Origin of the sequence: Streptomyces capitiformicae, assembly GCF_002214185.1 — a bacterium.
GTDB classification, from domain to species: domain Bacteria; phylum Actinomycetota; class Actinomycetes; order Streptomycetales; family Streptomycetaceae; genus Streptomyces; species Streptomyces capitiformicae.
On the sequence record NZ_CP022161.1, the window covers coordinates 672,995 to 697,730 of the forward strand.

The following is a 24,736-nucleotide window of genomic DNA, read 5'->3' on the forward strand; positions in this document are numbered from 1 at the left end:
GGTGTCCACGACCCCCGAGCCCGAACCCACACTTCCGGCGCCGAAGCCCACGCTCTCCGACGGCCTCCGTTTCGCCTTCGGCACCCTGACCGTGCTGCCGGTGACGGTGAGCCGCTGGGACCGCGAGGCCGCGCGCGCCGGAATGCTGTGCGCGCCCGCCGCCGGGATGGTGGTCGGCCTGGTCTCGGCCGCGCTCGGCGGTCTCCTGCTGGTCCTGGGCTCGGGGGCGTTGCTCGCCGCCGTGGCCTCCGTGGCCGTACCGGCCGTACTCACCCGTGGTCTGCATCTGGACGGGCTCGCGGACACCGCCGACGGGCTCGGCAGCGGCAAGCCCGCGGCAGACGCGCTGCGGATCATGAAGCAGTCGGACATCGGGCCGTTCGGCGTGATCACCCTCGTGTTCGTGCTGTTCACCCAGGTCGCCGCGCTCGCGGGGCTGTACGGCGAGTCCTGGGCCCTGGGTGCGTTCGCGGCCGTGGTGTCGGCGACCACGGCCCGGCTCGCGCTGACCCTGGCCGCACGCGAGGGCGTGCCACCGGCCCGCCCCGAAGGGCTGGGAGCGGCGGTCGCGGGAACCGTGCGGGTGCGGGACGCGCTGCTCGTGGCCGCCCTGGTCCTGTGTGCCGCGGGCGGCTTGTGCGCGCTCCTCGGGGTGTACGGCGCCATCCTCGACACGGTCCTCGCGGTCGTCTTCGCCTGTGCCGCCGCCGAGGCGCTGCTGCGGCACTGCACGCGCCGCTTCGGCGGGGTGACGGGTGACGTGTTCGGCGCACTGGCGGAGACAGCGGCGACGATCGCCCTGATCAAGCTCGTACTCGGCTGAGGCTCAGCAGGCCTCCCGCCACACCCCCAGCTCCCACTTCTTCAGCAGCGAGCTGAGTTCCAGGCGTCGGCTCCCGGGGCAGAAGTCGGCCGTCTCCATCTCGTACTCGACATGGAAGACAGCCTTGCCGGCCTCGATGAAGGGCGTCAGCTCCTCGCACTCCTCGTACTGAGCACACTGCTCATTGACCGCGAAGTCGAAGTCGTCGACGAGCTCGGGGATCTGGTCGAGGTCGTTCTTCAGGCCCACCGCGAGGCCCCGCTCATGGGCGAGGCGGGCGATCAGCCGGTTGTAGCGGAGCTGGTCGGCGGCCTTGAGGGGGAAGCCGGTCTTGTTGCGATAGCCGTCCATGTTGTCCGGCTCGACCGCGTCGAAGCCCTTCTCCGCGCACATGTCGATGCGTTCGGCCATGAGGGGTTCGAGGACGTCGAGCTGCCGGATGTCGAGCCAGTACTCGCCCTCCCAGCCATTGCCCTTGCCTATCACCGACTTCGGGAACTCGTCGGCGTCCGGGCGCCAGTCCTCCCAGGCGCCGGTCGACAGATAGCAGATGACCTTGCGGCCGTCGTCGTGCAACTCGGCGACGGTGTCCGCCGGCTGGTCGAAGCCGTCGATGTCGTACACGGGTACATCCACGGAGGTGTCGAGGCGGCCGCTGAGCTGCCACTGCCAGTCCGTGCCGGGCTCCGGCTGCCAGCGGGCGCCCTCCGCAGCCTCCCGGCCGGTCCCCGGCTTGTCGTCGGAGGCACTCGTGCACCCCGCGACCAGCAGGAGCAGGGACAACAGGGCACTGCGGGCGAGGACTCGGCTCATCGGGCGGGCTCCAGGGCGTGAGGGAATGTTCCCCCGGATGATCTCCGACACCGGGCACCACGCGGTGCACGGCGGTGCCCTGGGGTTGCGATCGCGATAAGGGATCCCCCTACGGCGAAGTCATGGGGATCTCCCTGCACGGGTCGAGCCGAAAGTCGGGGAGGCTGGTCGGAGCGGACGTCGTCAGGAGGCGAGTGCGCAATCGGCCCCGTGCCCCAGATCCGATGGGCCGAACAGGGCCTAGGCTCGTTCTCGGCACGTCGACTCCATCCGTTCGCCATCTGTTCGCCCACGAAACTCAATTGGAAGCGAGATTTCACCACCGTGACTGCTCTCACTCTCAGCACCGCCGCAGCGTCGGGCCTCCGCGCCGACGCGATCGTGGTCGGTGTCGCGAAGGGCGCCAAGGGGCCGCTCGTAGCCCTCGGCGCCGAGGCTGTGGACAAGGCGTACGACGGCAAGCTGGCCGGCGTCCTGGAGACCCTCGGCGCCTCGGGCGCGGAGGGCGAGGTGACGAAGCTGCCCGCACCGTCCGGCTTCAAGGCGCCGCTCGTGGTGGCGGTGGGCCTGGGAGCGGAGCCCGAAAAGGACGGTTCGTTCGGCGCCGAGGCGCTGCGCCGGGCGGCCGGTGCCGCGGCCAGGGCGCTCGCCGGATCGAAGAAGGCGGCGTTCGCGCTGCCGGTCGAGGACGCCGCGGCCGTCGGCGCGATCGCGGAGGGCGCGCTGCTGGGCGCGTACTCCTTCGACACCTACAAGCAGAACGCGCCCTCGGACAACGCCGCCAAGGGGAAGAACGGCAAGGCACCGCTCGCCGAGGTCGCCCTGCTCGGCGCCAAGCCGCGCGACAACGCCCACAAGGCCGCCGCCGCGCGCGCGATCGCCGTGACCGAGGAGCTCAACCGGGCCCGCGACCTGATCAACACCCCGCCGAACGACCTCGACCCCGAGGCGTTCGCCGCCATCGCCTCGGCGGCGGGCAAGGACCACGGCATCAAGGTGCAGGTGCTCGACGAGAAGGCGCTGGCCAAGGGCGGCTACGGCGGCATCCTCGGCGTCGGCGCGGGCTCGGCCGCCGCGCCCCGGCTGGTGAAGCTGTCGTACACGTCCGCCCAGGCGAAGAAGCACCTGGCGTTCGTCGGCAAGGGCATCACGTACGACTCGGGCGGTATCTCGCTGAAGCCCGCCGGGCACAACGAGACGATGAAGTGCGACATGAGCGGGGCGGCCGCGGTGTTCGCGGCCGTCGTCGCCGCCGCTCGGCTGGGCCTGGAGGTCAATGTCACCGGGTGGCTCGCGCTGGCCGAGAACATGCCGTCCGGCTCCGCCACACGGCCGGGTGACGTGCTGCGGATGTACAGCGGGAAGACCGTCGAGGTCCTCAACACGGATGCCGAGGGCCGGCTGGTGCTCGCCGACGCGCTCGCCAAGGCGTCGGAGGACAAGCCGGACGCGATCGTGGATGTGGCGACGCTGACCGGGGCGATGATGCTGGCGCTGGGGAACCGGACGTTCGGGATCATGGCGAACGACGACGCGTTCCGCTCCGCGGTGCACGAGGCGGCGGAGGAGGTCGGTGAGGCGGCTTGGCCGATGCCGCTGCCGGACCATCTGCGCAAGGGGATGGACTCCCCCACCGCCGACATCGCGAACATGGGTGAGCGGTACGGGGGTGGGCTGGTCGCCGGTCTGTTCCTGAAGGAGTTCGTGGGTGAGGGGATCACCTGGGCTCACCTGGACATCGCGGGGCCTGCGTTCAACGAGGGCGGGCCGTTCGGTTACACGCCGAAGGGTGGGACCGGGTCTGCGGTGCGGACTCTCGTGCGGCTCGCGGAGTTGGCTGCCGCGGGTGACCTGGGATGAGCGCCCAATAGCTCGATGTCTGAGGGGCGCGGGCGGCTGCGGATCCGCTGTGGCTTGTCGCGCCCACGCGGCGGAGCCGCACATCGGTACAGCCCCGCGCCCCTTACGGGGCGCGGGGTTTTGTTGTGCCACGTCTCACACAGCAGCCCGGCGTCTCGTTCGCCGCCGACAAGTGCGAAGATGGGGCTCGGCAGGACAGGGCCCCACCACAGGGCCGAAGAAGAGCGGCCGGACACCAGCCGCCGACCGGTCACCGCAGACCGGCGTGGCGCACATGCATGGAGGACGTGACGTGGCGAACGACGCCAGCACCGTTTTCGACCTAGTGATCCTCGGCGGTGGTAGCGGTGGTTACGCCGCGGCCCTGCGCGGGGCGCAGCTGGGCCTGGACGTCGCCCTGATCGAGAAGGACAAGGTCGGCGGCACCTGCCTGCACCGGGGATGCATCCCCACCAAGGCCCTGCTGCACGCGGGCGAGATCGCCGATCAGGCCCGCGAGAGCGAGCAGTTCGGTGTGAAGGCCACCTTCGAGGGCATCGACGTACCGGCCGTCCACAAGTACAAGGACGGCGTCGTCGCCGGCCTGTACAAGGGTCTGCAGGGGCTCATCGCCTCCCGCAAGGTCACCTACATCGAGGGTGAGGGCCGTCTGTCCTCCCCGACCTCCGTCGACGTGGGCGGCCAGCGCGTCCAGGGCCGCCACGTCCTGCTGGCGACCGGCTCCGTGCCGAAGTCGCTGCCGGGCCTGGAGATCGACGGCAACCGCATCATCTCCTCGGACCACGCCCTCGTCCTGGACCGTGTGCCGAAGTCGGCGATCGTCCTCGGCGGCGGTGTCATCGGCGTCGAGTTCGCCTCCGCGTGGAAGTCCTTCGGTACGGACGTCACGGTCATCGAGGGCCTGAAGCACCTCGTCCCCGTCGAGGACGAGAACTCCTCCAAGCTTCTTGAGCGCGCGTTCCGCAAGCGCGGCATCAAGTTCAACCTGGGCACGTTCTTCTCCAAGGCCGAGTACACCCAGGACGGTGTCAAGGTCACCCTCGCCGACGGCAAGGAGTTCGAGGCCGAGGTGCTGCTCGTCGCCGTCGGCCGTGGCCCGGTCTCCGCCGGTCTCGGCTACGAGGAGCAGGGCGTCGCCATGGACCGTGGCTACGTCCTGGTCGACGAGTACATGCGGACGAACGTCCCGACCATCTCCGCCGTCGGTGACCTGGTCCCGACGCTCCAGCTCGCGCACGTCGGCTTCGCCGAGGGCATGCTGGTGGCGGAGCGTCTGGCCGGTCTGAAGGTCGTCCCGATCGACTACGACGGTGTCCCGCGGGTGACGTACTGCCACCCCGAAGTCGCCTCCGTGGGCATCACCGAGGCCAAGGCCAAGGAGATCTACGGCGCGGACAAGGTCGTCGCTCTGAAGTACAACCTGGCGGGCAACGGCAAGAGCAAGATCCTCAACACCACGGGCGAGATCAAGCTCGTCCAGGTGAAGGACGGTGCCGTGGTCGGCGTCCACATGGTCGGCGACCGCATGGGCGAGCAGGTCGGCGAGGCCCAGCTGATCTACAACTGGGAGGCGCTCCCCGCCGAGGTCGCCCAGCTCATCCACGCCCACCCGACGCAGAACGAGGCGATGGGCGAGGCCCACCTTGCTCTGGCCGGCAAGCCGCTGCACTCGCACGACTGACTGACCCTCGGTCGAAACACGTCGAAGCGACGATCCAGACTTCCGCAATTCCTAAAGGAGCAACAGAAACCATGGCGGTTTCCGTAACCCTTCCGGCGCTCGGCGAGAGCGTCACCGAGGGCACTGTCACCCGCTGGCTGAAGGCCGAGGGTGAGCGCGTCGAGGCCGACGAGCCGCTGCTCGAGGTCTCCACCGACAAGGTCGACACCGAGATCCCCTCCCCCGCCGCCGGTGTCCTCGCGTCCATCAAGGTCGCCGAGGACGAGACGGTCGAGGTCGGCGCCGAGCTGGCCGTGATCGACGACGGCACGGGCGCGCCCGCCGCCGCCCCGGCCCCCGCTGCCGCCGAGGCTCCGGCCCCGGCCGCCGAGCCCGCCCCGGCGCCGGTCGCCGAGGCGCAGCACGGTGTTGCGGTGAGTGAAGAGCCGCTCGGCGGTGCGCGTGGTGCTGCATTGCTCACGGAGGTAGGTGTCCAGGGTCTGGCGGGTCTCGGTATCGGCGTGCAGGAGTGAGCATGCGCTGGGTGAGGCCCCAGGTGGCTGCGGCGGAAGCCGTCGATGTCGTTTCCCGGTCGGCCCACCGATCAGCAAGTCACATGCCCGCAGGGGCAGGTCAGGGCGCGAGTTCGCCTCGCTGTCCGGTTGGCCCAGGAAGCTGGTTCGGCGAATCCCAGGCTGGCAGGCGCGCTCCTGGGCACTTCATCACCGACACCCACTACGGCCCACTCGATCGCGCTCGCTGGTCGGCACGCGTATGCGAGACGGTGAACACCCTGAAAGCCGACCTGGTCTGCCACACCAGCGACATCGCGGACGGCACGGCCGAACGCCGCTGTGCCCAGGCCACCCCACTCGGTACCGTGCGGGCCACCCGGGCCCGGGTGTACGTCACCGGCAACCACGAGTACTACAGCGAGGCCCAGGGCTGGGTCGACCTGATGGACGAGCTGGGCTGGGAGCCACTCCGCAACCGTCATCTGCTGCTCGAACGCGGAGGCGACACCCTCGTGGTCGCTGGCGTGGACGACGTCACCGCCGAGGCCTCCGGCCTGGCAGGCCACGGCGCCCACCTCGCCGGAGCCCTGAACGGCGCCGACCCCGATCTACCCGTCCTGCTCTTGGCGCACCAGCCCAAGTTAGTCGACCGGGCGGCAGCCGCAGGCATCGACCTTTTACTCTCCGGCCACACCCACGGCGGCCAGATCTGGCCCTTCCACCATCTGGTCCGCACCGACCAGCCCGCCCTCGCCGGCCACAGTCACCACGGCACCCGCACCCTTCTCTACACCAGCCGCGGCACCGGTTTCTGGGGCCCGCCGTTCCGCGTCTTCGCCCCCGAGATCACCCTGCTCGTGCTCCGCTCCCCACACCGGCCCACGCCGTAGCACCCAGGCGGCCCAACACATCCGCTGGGAGGTGTCCTCGAGCCGGGGTGCGGCGTCGACAGGTGACCAGGCTCGTCTCGCCGAGGACCTGGCGGAAGAGAGAGGAAGGGCTATGTCCCAGATCGATCTCACTGTGCCCGTGGGTGCGCTGACCGAGGAAGGCGCGGCGAGCATCCAACGGGACCTGGCGCGTGCCCTGCTCACGTGGGGAGGGCGCACCCGACCGGGAGATATTCCGTTCCCTGCTGTAGTCCTACCTGCAATGTTGCCTGCCGGGGCGCTGGTCACCGCAGCCGATGACGCCCGCGCTTCCAGGTCGACGTCACCGTGCCGTTCGGGGTCCTCGATGACGAGCGGCGCCCAGGTCTGGTCGGAGAAGCGACGGAACTGGTGCTGGCCGCCGCGGGGCTCGGCGCGGACCAGGCGCTCCGGGTGTGGGTGCTCATCCATGAGCAGCCGGACGGGACCTGGGGAGCAGGCGGCACGATCATGCGCTACACCGAGGTCGCGGGACTCGCCACGGACTGAGGACATGAGTCCGCTGTCTCGGCGCACGCTCGCATCAGGCACCCGGCGCGAGCCCGGGTGCCTGCCGTGATCCGGGGCGGGGTCAGTCGGTCATGACCTGACGGAGCAGGTCCACGAGCGGCTGTACGGGGACGGTGGGGTCGAACGCGCGCTGGACGCCGATGCCGATCCCGAGGCTGAGAAGGACGAAGGCGGCGGTGTCCGCGGGCATGTGGGGCGTGACGCCCAGTTCCTGCATCTGAGCCCGGATGAGGTCCGCGAGGGCCTCGGTGACGGCGCGCCGTCGGTGGGCGAGCTGTTCGCAGACGTGTGCGTCGCGGCGGTTGGCGGTGGCGAACTCGACTTCCAGTGCGGTCCACGAGCTGTCGCCTATGTGCTGCTCGGCCCACCGGGCGAAACCCGCGAGCCTGTCCTCCAGGCGGGGCGCGTCTCCCATCTCGGCGGCGATGTACGCCACTTGCTGCAGGGCAATGCGGTCCAGGACGGCCAGGCAAAGCTCGTTCTTGGTCGCGAAGTTGGAGTACACCGCGCCCTTCGAGTAGCCGGCGGCCTCCGCGACCCGCTCGATGGAGGTCTTCGTGAAGCCGTCGTGCAGAAAGAGGTCGTGCGCGGTGTCGAGGACGTGTTCGCGGGTGCGGGCCTGGCTCTCGGCCCGGGTCAGTCTTGCCACGCCTGCAGAATACCGCTAGCTTCCGGATTCCATTGATATCTGAATTCCAGGGGGATCTGTGGCTCCACGGCGTGCACTGGTGGTCGGGTGCGGCGGCACGCTCGGCTTCGCTTGGACGGTCGCCGCGCTCACCGCAGTGGAAGCGGAGCTGGACTGGGACGTGCGGACCGCCGAGGTGTCGGTGGGGACGTCCGCCGGGGCAGAAGTCGTGTCCGCTCTCGGCTCCGGCCGGTCCGTGTCCGACCTGCTCGCGGCGGTACGGGGAGAGACTGGCGCGGACCCGGTGCTACTCGGACACGTCCACGCCCACCCGGGTGCACTGCCTCCCGTCCCGTGGCCCGGGCTGCCGGGGTCGGGGCTGGTGACCGCTGCCGTACGCGGCCGGGTCTCGCCGGGCTCGGGGCTGGTGGGGCTGCTGCCGCGCGGCCGGGGTGATGCGCGTTGGCTGCACCGATTCGGTGCCGCGCTGGCGGAGGGCCGCCCGTGGCCGGATTCCACCCACACCTGGCTGGTCGCGGCCGACGCGCGCTCGGGCCGGCGGGTCGCGTTCGGCGCGCCGGGAGCTCCGGCCACGGGCCTGGGCAGCGCGATCGCCGCGTCCTGGGCGATCCCGGGCTGGTTCCCGCCGGTGCGGATCGACGGGCGGACCTACCTCGACGGAGGCGCCGTGTCCCCGACCTCGGCGGACCTCCTCGTACCCCTAGGGCTGGACGAGGTGGTGATCGTCGCTCCCATGTCGACCTCCGGGGGCGCACCCGCCACCGGCCTGAGCCGTCTCGAACGGCTCCTGCGCCGCTGGATGACCCGGACCGTCGACGCCGAAGAACGCCTCTTGCGTGCGGCCGGATGCCGCGTCGTCCGGATCGAGCCCGGGGTGGAGGAACTGGCCGTGATGGGGGCCAACTTCATGGACCCACGGCGGCGTGCGGCCACGCTCGACGTCTCCCTGCGCACCGCACCCGACCGCGTCAAGCGAGCCATCGACAGGAGCATTGCGGCATGAGCACACACGTCGAGGTCATCGTCGTCGGCGCCGGCATCTCCGGGGTTGGCGCCGGGGCCAGGCTCCGCGGCGCCGGTATCCGGGACTTCCTGATCATCGAGGCGGCCGACGACTTCGGCGGCACGTGGCGGGCGAACACCTATCCCGGCTGCCAGTGCGACGTACCGTCCCGCCTCTACAGCTACTCCTTCGCTCCGAACCCGGACTGGACGCGGGTGTACGCGCACCAGCCGGAGATCCTCACGTACGTGAGGCGGGTCGCCGACACGTACCGGCTGCGCGAACACACCCGGTTCGGGGTGCGTATGACCCAAGCGCGATGGCAGCCCGGCCAGGCCCGCTGGCTCGTCCGTACCGACGCCGGTGAGTTCACCGCCCGGTTCCTGATCGCCGGCGCCGGCCCGTGGAACGAGCCTCTCGTCCCGGACGTCCCCGGCCTCGACGGTTTCCCCGGCGAGGTGTTCCACTCCGCGCGCTGGAACCACGACTACGACCTGCGCGGCAAGCGCGTCGCGGTGCTCGGCACCGGCGCCTCGGCCGTGCAGTTCGTCCCGGCGATCGCCCCCGACGTCGCCCGCTTGCATGTGTTCCAGCGCACCGCCCAGTGGGTGCTGCCCAAGCTGGACCATCACATACCGAAGGCCGAACGGTGGGCGATGCGCCACCTGCCGGGCGCGCGAGCCGCGGTGGCAGGGCTGGAGTACCGGGCCATGGAGACGCTCGGACGTGGATTCCGGCGCCCCGGGCTGATGCGTGGCGTCCAGGCCATCGCACGGGCCCACCTGCGGGCCACCGTCCGCGACGCCGAACTGCGCCGCAAGCTGACCCCCGACTACACCATCGGCTGCAAGCGCATCCTGTTCTCCAACCACTACTACCCCGCGCTGACGCGACCGAATGTCGACGTGCACGCCGCCGCGGTGCACGCCGTCGAAGGCAACACCGTGCACGGCGCCCACGGCAGCGCCGCCGAGGTGGACGCGATCATCCTCGGCACCGGCTTCCACATCCTCGACACGCCGCTCGCGGGCCTCGTCCGAGACGGAGCCGGCCACTCACTCGCCGACCGCTGGCAGGGCTCCCCCGAGGCGTACCTCGGCACCGTCGTCGCGGGCTTCCCCAACGCCTTCCTGCTCCTCGGCCCCGGCCTGGGCACCGGGCACTCGTCGGCGTTCGCCATTCTGGAGGCACAGCTCGACCTCGTTCTGGGCGCCATCAAGGCCGCACGGGAGGAGAGTTGGGCGGTGCTGGAGGTACGCGGCGACGTGCAGGCCGCGTACAACGCCCGGCTGCAGACCGCGCTGGCCGGCACCGTCTACAACGCCGGTGGGTGCAGGAGCTACTACCTCGACGCCAACGGCCGCAACAGCTTCAGCTGGCCTTGGTCCACCGACCGGCTTCGCGCCGAGGTCGGTCGCTTTGAGCCGCAGGACTTCACCGCTTCCTGAGCCGAGGGAACTCATCGTGCCAACAGCGTCCGGAGGGGGCGGGGGCCTGCGCTGCGGTGTGGCTAGGGCCACTGATCTTCGTCTGCGTGTTCCGCGCCGTCCCGCGCGGGTCACCCCTGCTGCCCTTCGCCCAGCAGGAGTCCTAACCTGCGCGTTTCGCCTGGGGTGGTGTCCGGATCTTGATCGGGAAAGCGAAAGTGCCTTCTCTGTCGCCGGGCGTCCCGTTCGAGCGGGGCCCACCAGGCGAGCTGGGCCCCGTACCAGACTGACATGGTGTCAGTCTCCCCAGGCCCGGGTGGGGGTGACGAGCCCGGCGGCGAGCCCGAGTCCGGTGGCGGCCGTACCTCCCGAGCGGACGGTCCTCGCGAGGCGTTCGGCCTCCTCCTGCGTGCCGTCCGCGTCAGGCACAAGTTCCGGAAGAACCTGGTGCAGCGCATGCTGCGCACTGAGCGGGCGTCCGGCCGTCTCGTGCTTGATCGCCAGGTCGACGTAATTCCGGGCGGTACAGAGGCGCTTGTGCACCTCGGCGCGCGGCATGTTGAGCGGGATGGTTCCGGCCTCGCCGGCCGAGTCCGGCGTGGGCACCTTGTCGATCTCGTCCGCCGCGTGAGTGAAGAAGGCCTGCAGGGCGTTGATCAGGGGCATGGGCTCGTCGCCACGCCAGCGTCTGCCCGGCCCGTGACGCCAGTGCCGCCGCGGTGCCCGAGCTGGAGAGACTCCGTCGGACGTTGGCCGTGAACACGCGTCGCCTGGCGGACGCCGGAAGTTTCACGCCAGCGGTACCGGCGGGCCCTGCGGGCCGGCAGCCGGAGGGCTCTTGCCGGCCCGCCAGACCTGCCGTCCAGATTCTGTACGTCCGCTACCTCGCCGCACGCCCGCTGGATGAGATCCGGTGCGTGGCCCAGACCCGACGACGTGACCGATGCACCTTCAAAATGCTCGCTTCCGGCGGCCCGGCGGGGGTCTGGAGGGTGCGCTGCAGCGCTGCTGGCCGGGGACAGCTGACTCGGACACGTGGCGGGACGTTGGGACCTTCAGCCACACCACGATGCTAGGTATGGCACTGAACAGTTCACCGCGCTACTGAACTGACCGCTGAACTGTTTCGTGCGCAACTGAACTCTTCAGTGCCGTTCAACACCGCAGCTAACTCCTGTGCCTGCCGCCCGGCAGGAACTCCTGGACCTTCGCCTTGAAGCCCTGTTTGATCACTGAGCCGCGGTCGGCGTCGCCCTTGAGGATCGAGGCGGCTGTGGCCTCCATCTGCTCCCAGGTGGCGTGGGGCGGGATGGGCGGAACCGCCGGGTCGGTGAGGAACTCGATGACGGCGGGGCCGTCGGCCTCCAGGCCGGCGCGCCAGCCGGCCTCGACGTCCTCCGGCTTCTCCACGCGGACGCCGGTCAGGCCGAGGGAACGGGCGAAGGTGGCGTACTGGACGTCCGGCAGCTCCTGCGAGGGCAGGAAGGACGGCTCACCGCCCATCGCCCGCAGCTCCCACGTCACCTGGTTCAGGTCGTGGTTGTTCCACACGCCCACGACCAGCCGCGGGTCCTCCCACTGGTCCTTGTACTTGGCCGCGGTGATCAGCTCCGCCAGCCCGTTCATCTGCATCGCCCCGTCCCCGACCAGCGCGATCGCCGGCCGGTTCGGATGGGCGAACTTCGCGCCGATCGCGTACGGCACCCCGCAGCCCATCGTCGCCAGCGTGCCCGACAGCGACGAGCGCATGCCCTCCCGCATGGTCAGATGCCGGGCGTACCAGTTCGCCGCCGAACCGGAGTCCGAGGAGATGATCGCGTTGCCCGGGAGCAGCGGATCGAGCGCGTGGGCCACGTACTCCGGGTTGATCGGGTGGGCCGACAGCTCCGCCCGCCGCGCCATCACCTCACGCCAGCGCGCCACGTTCGCGCACACCTCGTCGTACCACTCACGGCCCCGCTCCTCCGCCCTGATCAGCGGGATCAGCCGCTCCAGCGTCGCCTTCGCGTCACCGACCAGGTTCACCTCGTACGGGTAGCGCATCCCGACCATGTGCGGATCGATGTCGATCTGGACCGCCCGTGCCTTGCCGAAGTCCGGCAGGAACTGGGAGTACGGGAACGACGAGCCGATCGTCAGCAGCGTGTCGCAGTCGCGCATCAGCTCGTACGAGGGGCGCGTGCCCAGCAGACCGATCGAGCCGGTGATGTACGGCAGCTCGTCGCTCAGCGCGTCCTTGCCGAGCAGCGCCTTGGCGACGCCCGCGCCGAGCGCCTCGGCGATCCGCTCGACCTCGGCACGGGCCCCGGCCGCACCCTGGCCGACCAGGATCGCGACCTTGTCCCCGGCGTTCAGGATCTCCGCCGCCCGCTCGACCGAATCCGCCGAGGGGATCGCCGTCCAGCCGCTGCGGTCCAGGCTGGAGGGGACCATCTTGAACTCGTGCGTCGGTGCCGCGTAGTCCAGTTCCTGCACGTCACCGGGGATGATCACGGCCGTCGGGGCGCGGCGGGCGTAGGCGGTGCGGATGGCCCGGTCCAGGACGTTCGGCAGCTGCTCGGGCACCGTCACCGTCTCGATGAAGTCCGAGGCCACGTCCTTGAACAGGGTGTGCAGGTCCACCTCCTGCTGGTACGAGCCGCCCATCGCGCTGCGGTGCGTCTGACCGACGATCGCGAGCACCGGCACATGGTCCAGCTTGGCGTCGTACAGGCCGTTGAGCAGGTGGATGGCGCCCGGCCCCGAGGTCGCCGCGCACACGCCGAGCCGACCGGAGAACTTCGCGTAACCGACCGCCTGGAACGCGGACATCTCCTCGTGCCGCGACTGGATGAACCGTGGCCGGTCCTCGGCCCGTCCCCAGGCGGCGAGCAGGCCGTTGATGCCATCACCGGGATAGCCGAATACGTGTTCGATTTTCCATTCGCGCAACCGCTGCAGGATGTGATCGGCGACCGTGACGCTCATACTGGACCTCCCGGGAGTTTTCGTGATCCTCCGCCCGAGTCACCCTCCCGGCACAGGAAAAACCTGCGTGTGTTTGTCGCGTATGGACCGGGGCAGGCGCACGACAGTGCTTCGGACAGGAGGCACGTCCGTGGGAGAGGCGATGTTTCCATCACGGGTGTGCCGCCTCCTGCGCGCGCCCACGCCCCCACGGTGACCGTCCACCCCAGAGCACCATCCAGGGAGTTGCGACGCACCATGCGTACTCAGGACAACGCGAAGCGCCACCCTCACGACGACGCCCCCGACACCGCGGAGGCGTTCCGAAAGCTGGCCTCGCTTCCGCCGGGCCCGCAGCGGGACACGCTCCGTGACGAGGTCGTCGAGGCGTGGCTGCCCATGGCCGAACGGCTCGCGGGACGCTTCCGCAGCCGGGGCGAGAGCTACGAGGACCTGCGCCAGGTCGCCGCGCTCGGCCTGGTCAAGGCCGTCGACCGCTACGACCCCGCGCGCGGCAACGCCTTCGAGAGCTATGCGGTACCCACCGTCACCGGTGAGATCAAGCGGCACTTCCGGGACCACATGTGGACCCTGCATGTGCCGCGCCGGGTCCAGGACCTGCGCAACCGGGTCCGGTTCGCCAGCCAGGACCTGTCACAGACCATCTCGGGCCGCCGGCCCACCGTCGCCGAGATCGCCGAACACGCCAACATGAGTGAGGAGGACGTCCAGGTCGGACTGGAGGCCCTGGAGAGCTTCACCGCCCTGTCGCTGGACGCGGAGCTGCCGGGCAGTGAGGACGGGTACTCGCTCAGCGACGCGCTGGGGGCGCTCGATCCCGCGCTCGAAACGGTGGTGGACAGGGAGGCCGTGAAGCCGCGGTTGGCGGCGTTGCCGGAGCGGGAGCGGGCGATTCTGTACATGCGGTTCTTCGGGGACATGACGCAGAGCCGGATCGCCGAGCAGTTGGGGATCTCGCAGATGCATGTGTCGCGGTTGATCAGTCGGTGCTGTGATCGGTTGCGGGATCAGGTGATGAGGGACGCGGCGTAGCTCCGCCGGTTGAGCCGTGGGCGCCGTTGGGGCGTGGGGACTGCTTCTGGCTGCGGGTTCGTCGTGGCTGGTCGCGCACGCAGTTCCCCGCGCCCCTTCAGGGCGCGTTGCGCATGGCCAGAGCTATATGGCGGGCCATCGTGTCCATCGCCTTGGCCTCGGCCATCGAGAAGGCCAGACGGGCTCCTGTGCGGAAGAGGGTCAGGACGGCCTTGACGTGGCCGTCGGGGGTTGTCAGGGGGACCGACAGGAACGAGGTCACGTTCGCTCGTACGAGGACGGGGGCGCCCGAGTCGTCGTGGCCGAAGGCTTCGGGGGAGGAGGGGCGGACCTGGAGGGCGGTGGAGCCGCCCCGGGCGGCCTCGACGACCAGGGGGCAGGTGGCGGGGTGCTGGGCCGCCAGGGACTTCGCCTCCTTCTCGGAGGGGGCCAGGACGGTCGCACGGGTGAGGCGGGGGGTCGTCGTGTCGGCGATCACCCAGTCGGCGAAGCGGTCGTGCAGGACATGGGCCGCCCGGTCGAGGGTAGCTCCGGCGGGTGCGGTGAACAGGGCCGTCGTCATGGTGTCCAGCAGGTCCATGAGGGCCGCGTGCCGGGTCGTCTCCGTGAGGTCGGGCAGAGGGCGGGCCGGGGGCTCGACAGAGGGCATGCGGCCGCCGGTGGGCTGCAGCACGACGAGCACGGCGTTGCGGGGCTCACCGCTGGGGCGCAGCGCGGTGAGCGTGGCGCACACCGGCACCGAGGGCTGCTGCTGGAGGTGCACGGTGAGGCTGCGGTCGCCCTCGCCGCGGGCCACCGCCGCCGCCTGGCCGCGGAACGCGATGCGGTCGGCGTGCGCGAGGAACCCGGTGAGCGGGCGGCCCGTCGCGTAACCGGGCCGTACGCCCGTGAAGGCGGTCGCCGCCTGGTTGAGCCGGCGTACCACCGTCTCGCGGTCGACCAACGCCAGTGGCAGCGGGAGCAGTTGGAAGACGGCCTTCAGCAGCCGCTGTTCCTGGGCAGCGGACGAGGCCCCGCCGGACGAGGTGTCGCCGACCCGGCCGGATGTGGTGAGCCGCTCGTACCATGGCCACAACTGTTCGGCCACATGGTCGAGTTCGAAGATCGCCGCGTCCAGCACCGTCGGCAGATCGCCGGTCGGAACCGATCTGGCCGCCTTCAGTTCCGCGACGCGGCGTACGAAATCCGCGAGTTCCTCACCGAATTCGTCCGTCTGGGTCATGCGAAGAACGTAACGCCTCGGAGCCGTTGTGGGGATGGCGCGGAGGCGCGGGGATCCGTTTTCCGCGCCGGTGGACGGGAAGGCGACCGGAAGAGGAGGCTCACATCATGCCGGAAACCGAACAACTCGGCCGTCTCGGCAAGGAATCACCGGAGTCGGCCCTCCCGGGAAGGCGGCTCTCGGAGCTCGTGGAACAGGCGGCCCGCTGCACCAACGACTGCTGCGGCGCCAGCAGCCTGGTGTCCGAGGCCGGCCCCGAACGACCCGCCGCGGTCACCCACCCCGACCTCGCCGGCCTGGTCTCGGTCCAACTGAGCTCGGGCCGCGGACCGATCCCGGCCGCGCTGGAGCGCGGCGAACCCGTCGACTCGGCGGACCTGCTGCGGGAGGAACGCTGGCCGGAGTACCGGGCCATGGCCCTCGACGCGGGCGTACGCTCCAGTGTCACGATCCCCTTCAGGCGCTCCGGCCTGACCGTGACCCTCAGCCTCTACAGCTTCCGCGCCGGCGCCCTCGAAGACGCACCGCACGGCCCCGCCCGGGCCCTCGGCGACCTCGCCGCCACCTGCATCGTCCGCGACCGCTCCTACCGCGCCGCCCTCACCGAACTCGACCAACTCGGCACCGCCCTGCGCTCCCGCCCCATCGTCGACCAGGCCTGCGGCATCGTCATGCACGTCCTCGGCTGCGACGCGGACGCCGCCTTCGCCGTACTCCGCCGGATCTCCCAGGGCACGAACCGCAAACTGTCGGACGTGGCGGCAGCGGTGGTGGACAAGCGGGGACGCGGCCTGGAGCGCGAAATGGTCTCCCTGTCCAACTAGGTCCAGGGGCAGCAGGCCTTCCAGGGGCGCGGGGCTGTGTTCGATTGCGACTCCGCCGCGATGGGGGTCCCTCCCGCTCGAGCGAAGCCGAGAGTGGGGGAGCGACAAGCCACGACGAACCCGCAGCCCGCAAACCTTCCAAATCCGTACGGCGCTCAACGGTGGACCCCAACGGCGCTCAACGTCACCCACTCGGCGGCCCCAGGTCCCGCGAATGGCACCCGGCGGCGCGCGCCCCGGAGGGCACGGCGCTCTGATGGAGCAAGGGCACGGCGGTCGTGCCCCGCCCGCCGGAGCCGGCCGAAGGAGCCCCGCCCATGCGCCGCAGAGCCCATGTCCTGTCCGCCACCGCCCTGATCGGCGCCGTCCTGGGCGCCGCCGCCCCGGCCGCGTACGCGGAGCCGGCGGCCCAGGTCGACCCACACGACGTCGCCCCCGGCGGCACCGTCACCATCTCCGTCTCCTGTGACCCGACCGGCGGTCCCGCCCCGGAAACGATCGATGCCAGTTCCCAGGCCTTCGAACAGGGCACCGTCAAGCTGCAACGGGTCCCCGGCAACGACGACCCCGCCGGCGGCCCCTCGTACCAGGGCACCGCCACCATCGCCCCCGCCGCCGACTTCGAGACCGGCCCCGACGCGAAGGACGCCCCCACCGAGCGGGACGTGGACGGCACCTGTCCGGCGCCGCCCGGCGGCGAGGAGAAGCAGTGGAGCGCCACCTTCACCGTCTCCCTCCACGGCAACCCGCACCAGCCCCCGCATGGGCCCTCGCACGATCCCTCGAACCAGTTCCCGCACGATCCTTCGAACCAGTTCCCGCACGATCCTTCGAACCAGCTCCCGCACGATCCCTCGAACCAGCTCCCGCACGATCCCTCGCACCAGCCCACTCATCAGCCTCCGCACGACCCCACCCACGACCCCACCCACCACTCCACGCATCACCCCGCACCCGTCCAGCGAGGCGTCCACGCGGGCAGCGGCGGCACCTTCACCGACTCCGTTCCGGCCCTGGTGGCCGGCGGCCTCCTCATCGCCGGCGCGTTCGGCGCCGCCGTCCACCGCCTGCTCCGCCGCGACCGGCGGACGTCATAGGTCATGAGGCGGTGGCGCGGCGCTGTGACCGGCGCAACCCGTACGGGCGCCCATACGGCGCGTGAGCCCGGGTACTGAATGGCCGAGGGCGCGCCGCCTTCCGGGGCGCGACTGCGACACGACTTCGCGGAGGCACACATGCGGCGGACGGAACCCGAAGGACACGGTCCCGTCCGCTACGGCCCGCCCTTCCCCGACCAGGGCCTCCCCATCCTCCCCGAACTGGTCGCGGTGCTCTCCGCCGCCGCGGGCCGACCCGACGCCGTACCGCCCGGTGGCGGTCCCGCGCTTCTGGGGGCCGCCTGCGGCTACTGGGACCGGCGCGGTCTGCCCACCACACCCGATCGGGCCGTCGCCGCCCCCGGCGCCCCCGCCCTGCTGCTCGCACTGACCGCCGCGATCGGCGGTGACGTCCTGCTCCCACGGCCGTGTGCCGCCTGGTGGGAGCCGGAGACGCGGGCATTGGGCAGATCGGTGTTCCACGTGGGCACGCCCGCCGACTGCGGGGGCATTCCGGACCCGTACGCGCTGCTCGAGACCGTGCGCCGGATCCGGGCCGAGGGCGGTGACCCCCGGCTGCTCGTCCTGTGCGTCGCGGACGACCCGACCGCCACCGTGGCGCCGCCCGAACTCGTCCACGAGACCATGGAGGCGGCCGTGGGGGAGGGGCTGCACCTGGTCAGCGACGAGACCTGGCGCGACACCCTGCACGACCCGCACGACACCGTGCTGCTCAGCCCCGCCGAGATGCTCCCCGACCGGGTCACCGTCGTCACCGACCTCGCCGGTCCCTTCCTGCCGCCCGGCTGGCCCGCCGCCGTCGCCCGTTTCTCGGCCCACGGGGACGGCGCGGGGCTGCGCGACCGCGTCCTCGACGTGCTCACCGCGCTCGGCGCCTGCGTCGCCACGCCGGTCGCCGCGGCCGCCGCGTACGCGCTCGACGAGCCCGCCCCCGTCACCGAGCGCCTCGCCGCCGCCGTACGTCTGCACGCGCGCCTCGCCGCCGCCGCGCACCGGGCCGTCGCCGCCGCCGGAGCGCTCGTGCTGCCGCCGAACGCCGGCCGGTACCTGTACGTCGACCTCGCCCCGCTGCGGTCGGCGCTCACCGCGCAGGGTGTCGGGGACGCCCAGGAACTGGAGGACTTCCTCACCGCCCGACTCGGCCTGCCCGCACCCGGCGGCCACCGGTTCGGGGACGACCTCGGAGCGCTGCGTGTCCGTCTGTCGACCGGCCCGTTCCTCGGCACCACCGACGAGGAACGGGCGAGGGCACTGGCCGCCCCCGACCCCTTGGGACTCCCCCATGTGGAACGCGCGTTGACAATCCTCGGAGAGGCCTTCGAGGAACTTCGATGACCGACTCTCCTCCAGCCCGACAACCAGCAACCGGTCTTCAACGACGACGATCCTTTCGTGACGACGCTCAGCGATGGGAGCCTCCTCGATGACGCAGCAGTCCGAGTCGACCACCTCACCGACGAGTTCCACGACGAGTTCCACGACGAGTTCCACGACGAGTTCCACGACGAGTTCCACGACGAGTTCCACGACGAGTTCCACGACGACTGACGACACCGACGATCCGGCGTCCCCGCCGTCGCCCTCCGCCCGCCCGCTCGCGCCCCCACCGCTCGCCGAACCCCGCCCGCTGGGTGAGCGGCGCCGGTGGCCGCGGTCCTTCGCCGACCGGCTGACCACACCCCTGCCGGGCCTGAAGGCCTTCGCCCGGTTCGCCCGGGAGGGCTCCGTGCGTCCCGGGGCCGAGGGGCTCGCCGACGTACCCCGACTGCCGTACGAGCCGGGCCCGTTGCCCCGGGTGGACGCGCGTACCGTCGCCGTCTCCTGGGCGGGGCACGCGAGTTGGGTGGTGCGGATCGGCGGGCTGACGGTCCTCACCGACCCCGTCTGGTCCCGCCGGATCCTCGGCACTCCCGCCCGGCTCACCCCGGTCGGCGTGGCCTGGGAGGCGTTGCCCCGGGTGGACGCGGTCGTCATCTCCCACAACCACTACGACCACCTGGACGCCCCCACCCTGCGCCGACTCCCGCGCGACACCCCGGTGTTCGTACCCGCCGGCCTCGGCGGCTGGTTCCGGCGGCGCCGCTTCACCCGTGTCACCGAGCTGGACTGGTGGGAGGCGGCCCGACTCGACGGCGTCCGCTTCGACTTCGTACCGGCCCACCACTGGTCCAAGCGCACCCTCACCGACACCTGCCGCTCACTGTGGGGCGGCTGGGTACTGACCGCGTCGGACGGCCGACGCGTGTACTTCGCCGGCGACACGGGCTACGGCCACTGGTTCTCCCTGATCGGCCGCCGCTACCCCGACATCGACCTCGCCCTGCTCCCGATCGGCGCCTACGCCCCCCGCTGGTGGCTCAGCGACGTCCACTGCGACCCGGAGGAGGCGGTCCAGGCATTCCAGGACCTGGGCGCCCGCACCATGGCCCCCATGCACTGGGCAACCTTCGTCCTGTCGGCTGAGCCGGTCCTGGAACCGCTGACGCGAGTACGGGCGGCATGGAAGGCGGCGGGCCTGCCCCGAGAGGACCTGTGGGACCTGCCGGTGGGCGGATCCCGGGTACTGCCCTGACTCAGCTACGGCGCACCCGCGCCCCGTTTTCAGGGGCGCGGGGCCGTGTAGGCCGTGTCGATCTGCGGCTCCGCCGCGATGGGGGTCCCTCCCGCTCATGGGGGTCCCTCCCGCTCGAGCGAAGTCGAGAGTGGGGGAGAAGCCGAGAGTGGGGGAGCGATCAGCCACAACGAACCCGCAGTCCGCAACGCACATCAAGCCCCGAGCTCTCAACGAGCCTCAAGCGGAACGAATACGCCGCCACACACTCGGCACCACACTGATCAACAACGTCAACACCACCGCCGCCAGCACCCCCTCCCAAGGCTCATCGAACAACGACCCCCCAAGAATCCCGATCAGCTGGTAGGTCACGGCCCACGCAAGGCACGCCGGCAGATTCCCCCGCGCGAACCTCCGCAGCGGCATCTTCGCCAGCAGACACGCCAGCATCACCGGAAGACGACCGGCCGGCACCAGCCGGGACAGCACGAGCACGGTCACCCCGTGGTCGTCGAGCTTCTCCTGGGCCCGCGCCAGCCGGTCCTCCGGCGCCCGGCGGCGGATCGCCTCCAGCCACCGCGAACCATTCTTGGAGCCCATCCCGCGCCGCCCCAGCCAGTACAGCGCGACATCCCCGAGGAACGCGGCGACCGAGGCCACCACGAACACCAGCAGCAGCGCGAACGGCGCCGTCTGATGGAACGCCACCACGGCCGCCGAACTGACCAGCGCCCCCGTCGGCACCACCGGCACCAGCGCCCCGATCAACACCAGCAGGAACAACGTCGGATAACCGATCGCCTGCTGCGTGGACTCGTGCGGCAGCGGCGTGGTCGCGACGGACAGGACGATCACCGGGCGCCCTCCGCGACTCCGGTCGGCCGGCATCTCATGGCGCTCCCCCCGGTCGTACGCTCTCACCGTGCCCCAGCCGGTGCACGGCGACGTCGGGCGCACAGGAGGCCGCCAGGCGCACGAACTCCTCGCCGGGCGCATGGAATTCATGGGGGCGCACGGCGTCCAGGCCGATTGGCCAGTACGTTCCGTAGTGCACCGGAACCGCGCTCCGGGGTGCGAGCAGCGCGAGCGCCTGTGCCGCGCGCCCCGCGTCCAGATGCCCGTCACCGAGGTACGGCCCCCAGCCGCCGACCGGCAACAGCGCCACATCGACCGGCCCGACCTCCTTGGCCATCGACTCGAACAGCCCGGTGTCCCCGGCGAAGTACGTCCGCGCCTCCCCGTCGATCACGAACCCGAGGGCCGGCGAACGGTGCGGCCCGAACGGCAGCCGCCGCCCGTCGTGCCGGGCGGGCACCGCGCGTACGACCAGGTCACCGACCCTGACCTCGTCCCCGGGCACCACCTCGCGGAGCCGCAGATGGCCCAGCCTGCGCAGCCCCGGCACCTGGCGCGGCGCACCCCTCGGCACCACCAGCCGGGTCCCCGGCGCGAGTCGGGCCAGGGAGGGGACGTGCAGATGGTCGGCGTGCAGATGCGACACCAGCGCGACGTCCGCGACCGCCGCCTCGGGCGGGGGCGGCGCACCCCGGCGCCTGCGCAGATGCGCGAGCCGGCGTGCGAAGAGCGGATCCGTGAGCACCCGTGTGCCCGAATCCTCCACCGTGCAGGTGGCATGACCCCACCAGGTGATCTCCGCCGGCACTCCGTCCGCCTCCTTCGCGCTACTCCCCCGAGCCTACGGGCTGGAGTAGGGTCTGCGGCCCGGGCATGATCCGTCGGACCGGCCCTGGACCCGGAGGTGAGGGGGACACCATGGGAGACAAGAGCGACGCATACGACAACGCGCCCCGCGCGAAGGTACCCGCGGGCTGCCCGGTGCAGTCGGGGCGGGCCGCGGTGGTGCGGGTCGCGGCCATCGCCAGCCTGACCCCGTTGGAGGAGCTGGAGGCGGAGCCCTTCCTGGTCGACTCCCGCGGCCAGCACGCCATGTGCGCCCGCTGGGCCGCGGAGCGCGGCTACGTGGTGACACGGGAGCTGCTCGTACGCGGGCTGCGCCCCGACCACGGCGCCCTGTGGGCCGACGTCGACGCCGGCCTCGTCGACCTCTTCGTAGCCCCCAGCCGCCGCGTCCTGGAACGCGCCCTCGCCTCCGTCGACGACTTCACCGCCGAGTGCGCCCGCCGCGGCATACGCGTCGAGACCGTCGGCCGCGCCGAACCCGCCTACGACGCCCAGATGAAGGCCCGCGTACACCGCCGCCTGTCCATGCCGACGGCGGGCTACGACGGCCGCTGAGCAGGGGCGAGGTCGCACCGTTCCGGGCGCCGGACGCCTTGAAGGGGCGCGGGGCTGTATCGACATGCGGCTCCGCCGCGTGGGCGCGACCAGCCGCATACGATCCGCAGCCCGCAACGGACAGTACGCCCCGAGCTCTTCCCGGGCCGTGCTCCGGCAGAGCCTCCACGCACCCCCGGATGACACCCCGTCGTCCCCGGCCCCTGTGACAGGCTGGGCGGAGCGACGGGAGGTGAGGTGGCCGGGCGTGGGCGGTGAGCGTTGGCGGAGGGTGCTGAGCGGGTTCTGGCGGATGCTGGCCGTGTGGGGTGTCTCCACGGTGACGATGCTCGTGCTCGCGGGGGCGCTGCCCGACTTCAGGCTGCAGTCCACGAGCGGCGACAGCGCCACCCAGATCGGTGTCACCGCCGCCCTCGGCGCCGGGGCGTTCGGCCTGCTGTCCTCCCTCGTGTGGCCCCTGCTGGTGCGGGCGCTGCTGCTCGTCCCCGCCCTGGTGCTCGGCCTGCTCGTCTTCTTCCTCAACGGCTCGCTGCTCCTCATCGCCCTGTGGGTCATTCCCTCCGGCCGCGGTGCGGCCGCGCCAGAGACCGCCGTCGTGGTCGCCGCCGTGATGTCCGCCGTGGCCTCCGCCACCGGTGGCGCCCTGGCCGTACGGGACGACGACGCGTACCGGCGCCGCCTGTACCGGCTGGCCGACCGACGCCGCAGGCACGCCTTCCGCCGCCCCGGACCCGCCGGACCCGGCACCCTCTTCCTCCAGCTCGACGGCGTCGGCCACGACGTACTGGAGGCGGCCATCGGCAAGGGCCTCATGCCGACCGTGGCCCAGTGGCTCGGCCACCCGTCGGACGGGACCCCCCACCCCCGGCCCACCCACCGGCTCACCCCGTGGCGCACCGACTGGTCCAGCCAGACCGGCGCCAGCCAGCTCGGCATCCTCCACGGCACCAACCACGACGTGCCGGCCTTCCGCTGGTACGAGAAGGAGAGCCGGGAGGTCGTCGTCTGCAACCGCCCCTCCAACGCGGCCGAACTCCAGCGCCGGGCCATCGCCCGCACCGGCGACGGCGGCCTGCTCACCGTCGACGGGGCCAGCCGCGGCAACCTCTTCAGCGGCGGCGCCGACCAACTCGCGCTCGTCCTGTCCATCGCGGCCCGCCGTGCCAAACAGAACCGGTCGCGCGCCGGGTACTTCGCCTATTTCTCCGACCCCGCCAACGCCGTCCGCACGGCCCTGTCCTTCGCGGCCGACGTCCTGCGCGAGATCGGCCAGTCCTCCCGCGCCCGACTCGCCCAGCAGCGGCCCCGGGTCAAGCGCGGCGGCCTCTACCCGTTCATCCGCGCCTTCGCGACCGTCGTCGAGCGCGACGTCGTCGTCTCCGCGGTGATCGGCGACATGCTCGCCGGCCGCGCCGCGATCTACGCCGACCTCGTGGCGTACGACGAGGTCGCCCACCACTCCGGCCCGCACAGCCGGGACGCCGAGAAAGTCCTCGAACGCCTCGACCGCTCCCTCGCGTTGATCGCGCAGGTCGCCGAACACGCCCCGCGCGCCTACCGCATCGTGCTGCTCTCCGACCACGGCCAGAGCCCCGGCGAGACCTTCCTCGGCCGCTACGGCCTCACCCTCGGCAACCTGGTCCGCGCCGGCTGCGGTCTGCCCGTACCGCGCAAGGCCCAGCGCACCCACAGTGGCGCCGAGGCCCGTGCGGCGGTACGGGCCGCCCTGCACATCCCGGTCGAGGACGACGGCGAACAGCACCGCCCGACCCGCCGCTCCGAGCCGATCGTCCTCGCCTCCGGCAACCTCGGCCTCGTCTCCTTCCCGGACGTGCCGCACCGCATGAGCCGCGAGGAGATCGACGCCCGACACCCGGCCCTTCTCTCCACCCTCGCCAACCACCCCGGCATCGGCTTCGTGCTCGTACGGAGTGAGGAGCACGGCGGCGTGATACTGGGCGCGCACGGCGCGGAGGTCCCCGTGGACGAGTTGACGGACGAAAACCCGGGCCCGCTGGCCGACTTCGGCCCGGGCGCCGCCGACGCCGTACGCCGCACCCACGCCTTCCCGCACACCGCCGACATCATGGTCAACTCCTGGTACGACCCGCTCGAGGGCGAAGTCCTCGCCTTCGAGGAACAGATCGGCTCCCACGGAGGCCTGGGCGGCTGCCAGGCCCGCCCGTTCCTGTTGTCGCCTCTGGCACTGTCGGCGCCGGTGGAGGACAACGAGGACCTGGTGGGCGCCGAACACATCCACCGAGTACTGAAACGATGGCTGAGGGAATCCAACGGCCCCCAGGTACCGCTGACCTACGACACTGAGTCTGACGGCAGCGCGCCCCAAAGGGGCGCGGAGCAGAGTTGATTTGCGGCTCCGCCGCGATGGGGGTCCCTCCCGCTCATGGGGGCCCCTCCCGCTCGAGCGAAGCCGAGAGTGGGGGAGAAGCCGAGAGTGGGGGAGCGACAAGCCACAACGAGCCGGCACCCACGACACAACAGAACCCGGCAGACGCTTAGGCACCCAAAATTCGGCTGCGATGTTCAAAAGGTCGGCCCACACTGTTCGCATCG

20 protein-coding genes and 3 pseudogenes are annotated in these 24,736 nt (G+C 71.4%); 15 read left to right on the top strand and 8 right to left on the bottom strand.

What is annotated here, in order from left to right:
* Position 1: 1 nt before the first annotated feature.
* On the top strand, positions 2 to 823 hold the full coding sequence (locus CES90_RS02925; RefSeq protein ID WP_189781620.1) for an adenosylcobinamide-GDP ribazoletransferase: 822 nt from the start codon (positions 2 to 4) through the stop codon (positions 821 to 823).
* A 3-nt stretch (positions 824 to 826) separates the two neighbouring features.
* Here the strand turns inward: CES90_RS02925 and CES90_RS02930 are convergent, their stop codons facing one another.
* A complete protein-coding gene (locus tag CES90_RS02930; protein ID WP_189781619.1) occupies positions 827 to 1,636 on the bottom strand; it encodes an endo alpha-1,4 polygalactosaminidase in 810 nt (269 codons plus the stop codon).
* Between the two features lie 324 nt (positions 1,637 to 1,960).
* Here CES90_RS02930 and CES90_RS02935 point away from each other — a divergent pair, with 324 nt between their 5' ends.
* The 3 genes and pseudogenes from CES90_RS02935 to CES90_RS02945 form a co-directional block, all read left to right on the top strand.
* The gene (locus CES90_RS02935) at positions 1,961 to 3,496 is read left to right on the top strand and encodes a leucyl aminopeptidase (protein ID WP_189781618.1); all 1,536 of its coding nucleotides are present in this window, start codon (positions 1,961 to 1,963) and stop codon (positions 3,494 to 3,496) included.
* 292 nt (positions 3,497 to 3,788) lie between these two features.
* Positions 3,789 to 5,177 (top strand): dihydrolipoyl dehydrogenase, encoded by a 1,389-nt coding sequence (gene lpdA, locus CES90_RS02940; protein WP_189781617.1) that lies wholly within the window; start codon positions 3,789 to 3,791, stop codon positions 5,175 to 5,177.
* Between the two features lie 71 nt (positions 5,178 to 5,248).
* Positions 5,249 to 5,623: pseudogene (locus tag CES90_RS02945) on the top strand (biotin/lipoyl-containing protein); the annotation flags it as partial.
* Here the strand turns inward: CES90_RS02945 and CES90_RS51880 are convergent.
* A pseudogene (locus CES90_RS51880) lies at positions 5,615 to 5,767 on the bottom strand (hypothetical protein); the annotation flags it as partial. The pseudogenes CES90_RS02945 and CES90_RS51880 sit on opposite strands and share 9 nt — an antisense overlap.
* A gap of 110 nt (positions 5,768 to 5,877) precedes the next feature.
* Here CES90_RS51880 and CES90_RS02955 point away from each other — a divergent pair.
* A pseudogene (locus tag CES90_RS02955) lies at positions 5,878 to 6,561 on the top strand (metallophosphoesterase); the annotation flags it as partial.
* A 327-nt stretch (positions 6,562 to 6,888) separates the two neighbouring features.
* Positions 6,889 to 7,089 (top strand): tautomerase family protein, encoded by a 201-nt coding sequence (locus tag CES90_RS49220; protein ID WP_229913816.1) that lies wholly within the window; start codon positions 6,889 to 6,891, stop codon positions 7,087 to 7,089.
* A gap of 82 nt (positions 7,090 to 7,171) precedes the next feature.
* On the opposite strand, the gene CES90_RS02965 is transcribed toward CES90_RS49220, so the two are convergent.
* The gene (locus CES90_RS02965; protein ID WP_189783181.1) at positions 7,172 to 7,759 is read right to left on the bottom strand and encodes a TetR/AcrR family transcriptional regulator; all 588 of its coding nucleotides are present in this window, start codon (positions 7,757 to 7,759) and stop codon (positions 7,172 to 7,174) included.
* 58 nt (positions 7,760 to 7,817) lie between these two features.
* On the opposite strand from CES90_RS02965, the gene CES90_RS02970 reads away from it, so the two are divergent.
* Both CES90_RS02970 and CES90_RS02975 read left to right on the top strand, forming a co-directional pair.
* Positions 7,818 to 8,762, top strand: a complete 945-nt coding sequence (locus CES90_RS02970; protein ID WP_208921397.1) for a patatin-like phospholipase family protein — start codon at positions 7,818 to 7,820, stop codon at positions 8,760 to 8,762.
* Entirely contained in the window at positions 8,759 to 10,210 is a 1,452-nt protein-coding gene (locus CES90_RS02975; protein WP_189783180.1) for a flavin-containing monooxygenase, read from the top strand. The genes CES90_RS02970 and CES90_RS02975 overlap by 4 nt, the downstream gene beginning before the upstream one ends.
* Positions 10,211 to 10,486: 276 nt before the next feature.
* On the opposite strand, the gene CES90_RS02980 is transcribed toward CES90_RS02975, so the two are convergent.
* Both CES90_RS02980 and CES90_RS02985 read right to left on the bottom strand, forming a co-directional pair.
* The gene (locus CES90_RS02980; RefSeq protein WP_189783179.1) at positions 10,487 to 10,855 is read right to left on the bottom strand and encodes a hypothetical protein; all 369 of its coding nucleotides are present in this window, start codon (positions 10,853 to 10,855) and stop codon (positions 10,487 to 10,489) included.
* Between the two features lie 501 nt (positions 10,856 to 11,356).
* The gene (locus CES90_RS02985) at positions 11,357 to 13,156 is read right to left on the bottom strand and encodes a thiamine pyrophosphate-requiring protein (protein WP_189783178.1); all 1,800 of its coding nucleotides are present in this window, start codon (positions 13,154 to 13,156) and stop codon (positions 11,357 to 11,359) included.
* 237 nt (positions 13,157 to 13,393) lie between these two features.
* Here CES90_RS02985 and CES90_RS02990 point away from each other — a divergent pair, with 237 nt between their 5' ends.
* A complete protein-coding gene (locus CES90_RS02990) occupies positions 13,394 to 14,188 on the top strand; it encodes an RNA polymerase sigma factor SigF (RefSeq protein ID WP_189783177.1) in 795 nt (264 codons plus the stop codon).
* Between the two features lie 97 nt (positions 14,189 to 14,285).
* On the opposite strand, the gene CES90_RS02995 is transcribed toward CES90_RS02990, so the two are convergent.
* Positions 14,286 to 15,410 (bottom strand): PAS domain-containing protein, encoded by a 1,125-nt coding sequence (locus tag CES90_RS02995; RefSeq protein ID WP_189783176.1) that lies wholly within the window; start codon positions 15,408 to 15,410, stop codon positions 14,286 to 14,288.
* A 107-nt stretch (positions 15,411 to 15,517) separates the two neighbouring features.
* Here CES90_RS02995 and CES90_RS03000 point away from each other — a divergent pair, with 107 nt between their 5' ends.
* The 4 genes from CES90_RS03000 to CES90_RS03015 all read left to right on the top strand — a co-directional run bounded on the left by CES90_RS03000 (position 15,518) and on the right by CES90_RS03015 (position 19,924).
* On the top strand, positions 15,518 to 16,234 hold the full coding sequence (locus CES90_RS03000) for an ANTAR domain-containing response regulator (RefSeq protein ID WP_189783175.1): 717 nt from the start codon (positions 15,518 to 15,520) through the stop codon (positions 16,232 to 16,234).
* A gap of 317 nt (positions 16,235 to 16,551) precedes the next feature.
* Positions 16,552 to 17,331 carry a hypothetical protein gene (locus CES90_RS03005; RefSeq protein ID WP_189783174.1) on the top strand — a complete coding sequence of 260 codons (780 nt, stop codon included), beginning with the start codon at positions 16,552 to 16,554 and terminating at the stop codon, positions 17,329 to 17,331.
* Positions 17,332 to 17,469: 138 nt separating this feature from the next.
* Complete coding sequence (locus CES90_RS03010) at positions 17,470 to 18,687, top strand: aminotransferase class I/II-fold pyridoxal phosphate-dependent enzyme (protein ID WP_189783173.1); 1,218 nt, start codon at positions 17,470 to 17,472, stop codon at positions 18,685 to 18,687.
* Positions 18,688 to 18,775: 88 nt separating this feature from the next.
* Positions 18,776 to 19,924, top strand: a complete 1,149-nt coding sequence (locus CES90_RS03015) for an MBL fold metallo-hydrolase (protein WP_208921398.1) — start codon at positions 18,776 to 18,778, stop codon at positions 19,922 to 19,924.
* 219 nt (positions 19,925 to 20,143) lie between these two features.
* On the opposite strand, the gene CES90_RS03020 is transcribed toward CES90_RS03015, so the two are convergent.
* Both CES90_RS03020 and CES90_RS03025 read right to left on the bottom strand, forming a co-directional pair.
* Entirely contained in the window at positions 20,144 to 20,761 is a 618-nt protein-coding gene (locus CES90_RS03020) for a DedA family protein (RefSeq protein WP_189783171.1), read from the bottom strand.
* A gap of 34 nt (positions 20,762 to 20,795) precedes the next feature.
* Positions 20,796 to 21,569 carry an MBL fold metallo-hydrolase gene (locus CES90_RS03025; RefSeq protein WP_189783170.1) on the bottom strand — a complete coding sequence of 258 codons (774 nt, stop codon included), beginning with the start codon at positions 21,567 to 21,569 and terminating at the stop codon, positions 20,796 to 20,798.
* Positions 21,570 to 21,766: 197 nt separating this feature from the next.
* On the opposite strand from CES90_RS03025, the gene CES90_RS03030 reads away from it, so the two are divergent.
* Both CES90_RS03030 and CES90_RS03035 read left to right on the top strand, forming a co-directional pair.
* Positions 21,767 to 22,162: a hypothetical protein gene (locus CES90_RS03030; protein WP_149826763.1), complete on the top strand. Its 396-nt coding sequence runs from the start codon at positions 21,767 to 21,769 to the stop codon at positions 22,160 to 22,162.
* Between the two features lie 292 nt (positions 22,163 to 22,454).
* Entirely contained in the window at positions 22,455 to 24,530 is a 2,076-nt protein-coding gene (locus tag CES90_RS03035) for a phage holin family protein (protein ID WP_189783199.1), read from the top strand.
* Positions 24,531 to 24,736 lie beyond the last annotated feature (206 nt).

Bases quoted from the DNA above. Each gene is read 5' to 3' on its own strand.
- CES90_RS02930 (WP_189781619.1), bottom strand. From the start codon at position 1,636: ATGAGCCGAGTCCTCGCCCGCAGTGCCCTGTTGTCCCTGCTCCTGCTG.
- CES90_RS02975 (WP_189783180.1), top strand. From the start codon at position 8,759: ATGAGCACACACGTCGAGGTCATCGTCGTCGGCGCCGGCATCTCCGGG.
- CES90_RS02980 (WP_189783179.1), bottom strand. From the start codon at position 10,855: ATGCCCCTGATCAACGCCCTGCAGGCCTTCTTCACTCACGCGGCGGAC.
- CES90_RS02985 (WP_189783178.1), bottom strand. From the start codon at position 13,156: ATGAGCGTCACGGTCGCCGATCACATCCTGCAGCGGTTGCGCGAATGG.
- CES90_RS02990 (WP_189783177.1), top strand. From the start codon at position 13,394: ATGCGTACTCAGGACAACGCGAAGCGCCACCCTCACGACGACGCCCCC.
- CES90_RS02995 (WP_189783176.1), bottom strand. From the start codon at position 15,410: ATGACCCAGACGGACGAATTCGGTGAGGAACTCGCGGATTTCGTACGC.
- CES90_RS03000 (WP_189783175.1), top strand. From the start codon at position 15,518: ATGCCGGAAACCGAACAACTCGGCCGTCTCGGCAAGGAATCACCGGAG.
- CES90_RS03005 (WP_189783174.1), top strand. From the start codon at position 16,552: ATGCGCCGCAGAGCCCATGTCCTGTCCGCCACCGCCCTGATCGGCGCC.
- CES90_RS03010 (WP_189783173.1), top strand. From the start codon at position 17,470: ATGCGGCGGACGGAACCCGAAGGACACGGTCCCGTCCGCTACGGCCCG.
- CES90_RS03015 (WP_208921398.1), top strand. From the start codon at position 18,776: ATGACGCAGCAGTCCGAGTCGACCACCTCACCGACGAGTTCCACGACG.
- CES90_RS03035 (WP_189783199.1), top strand. From the start codon at position 22,455: ATGCTGGCCGTGTGGGGTGTCTCCACGGTGACGATGCTCGTGCTCGCG.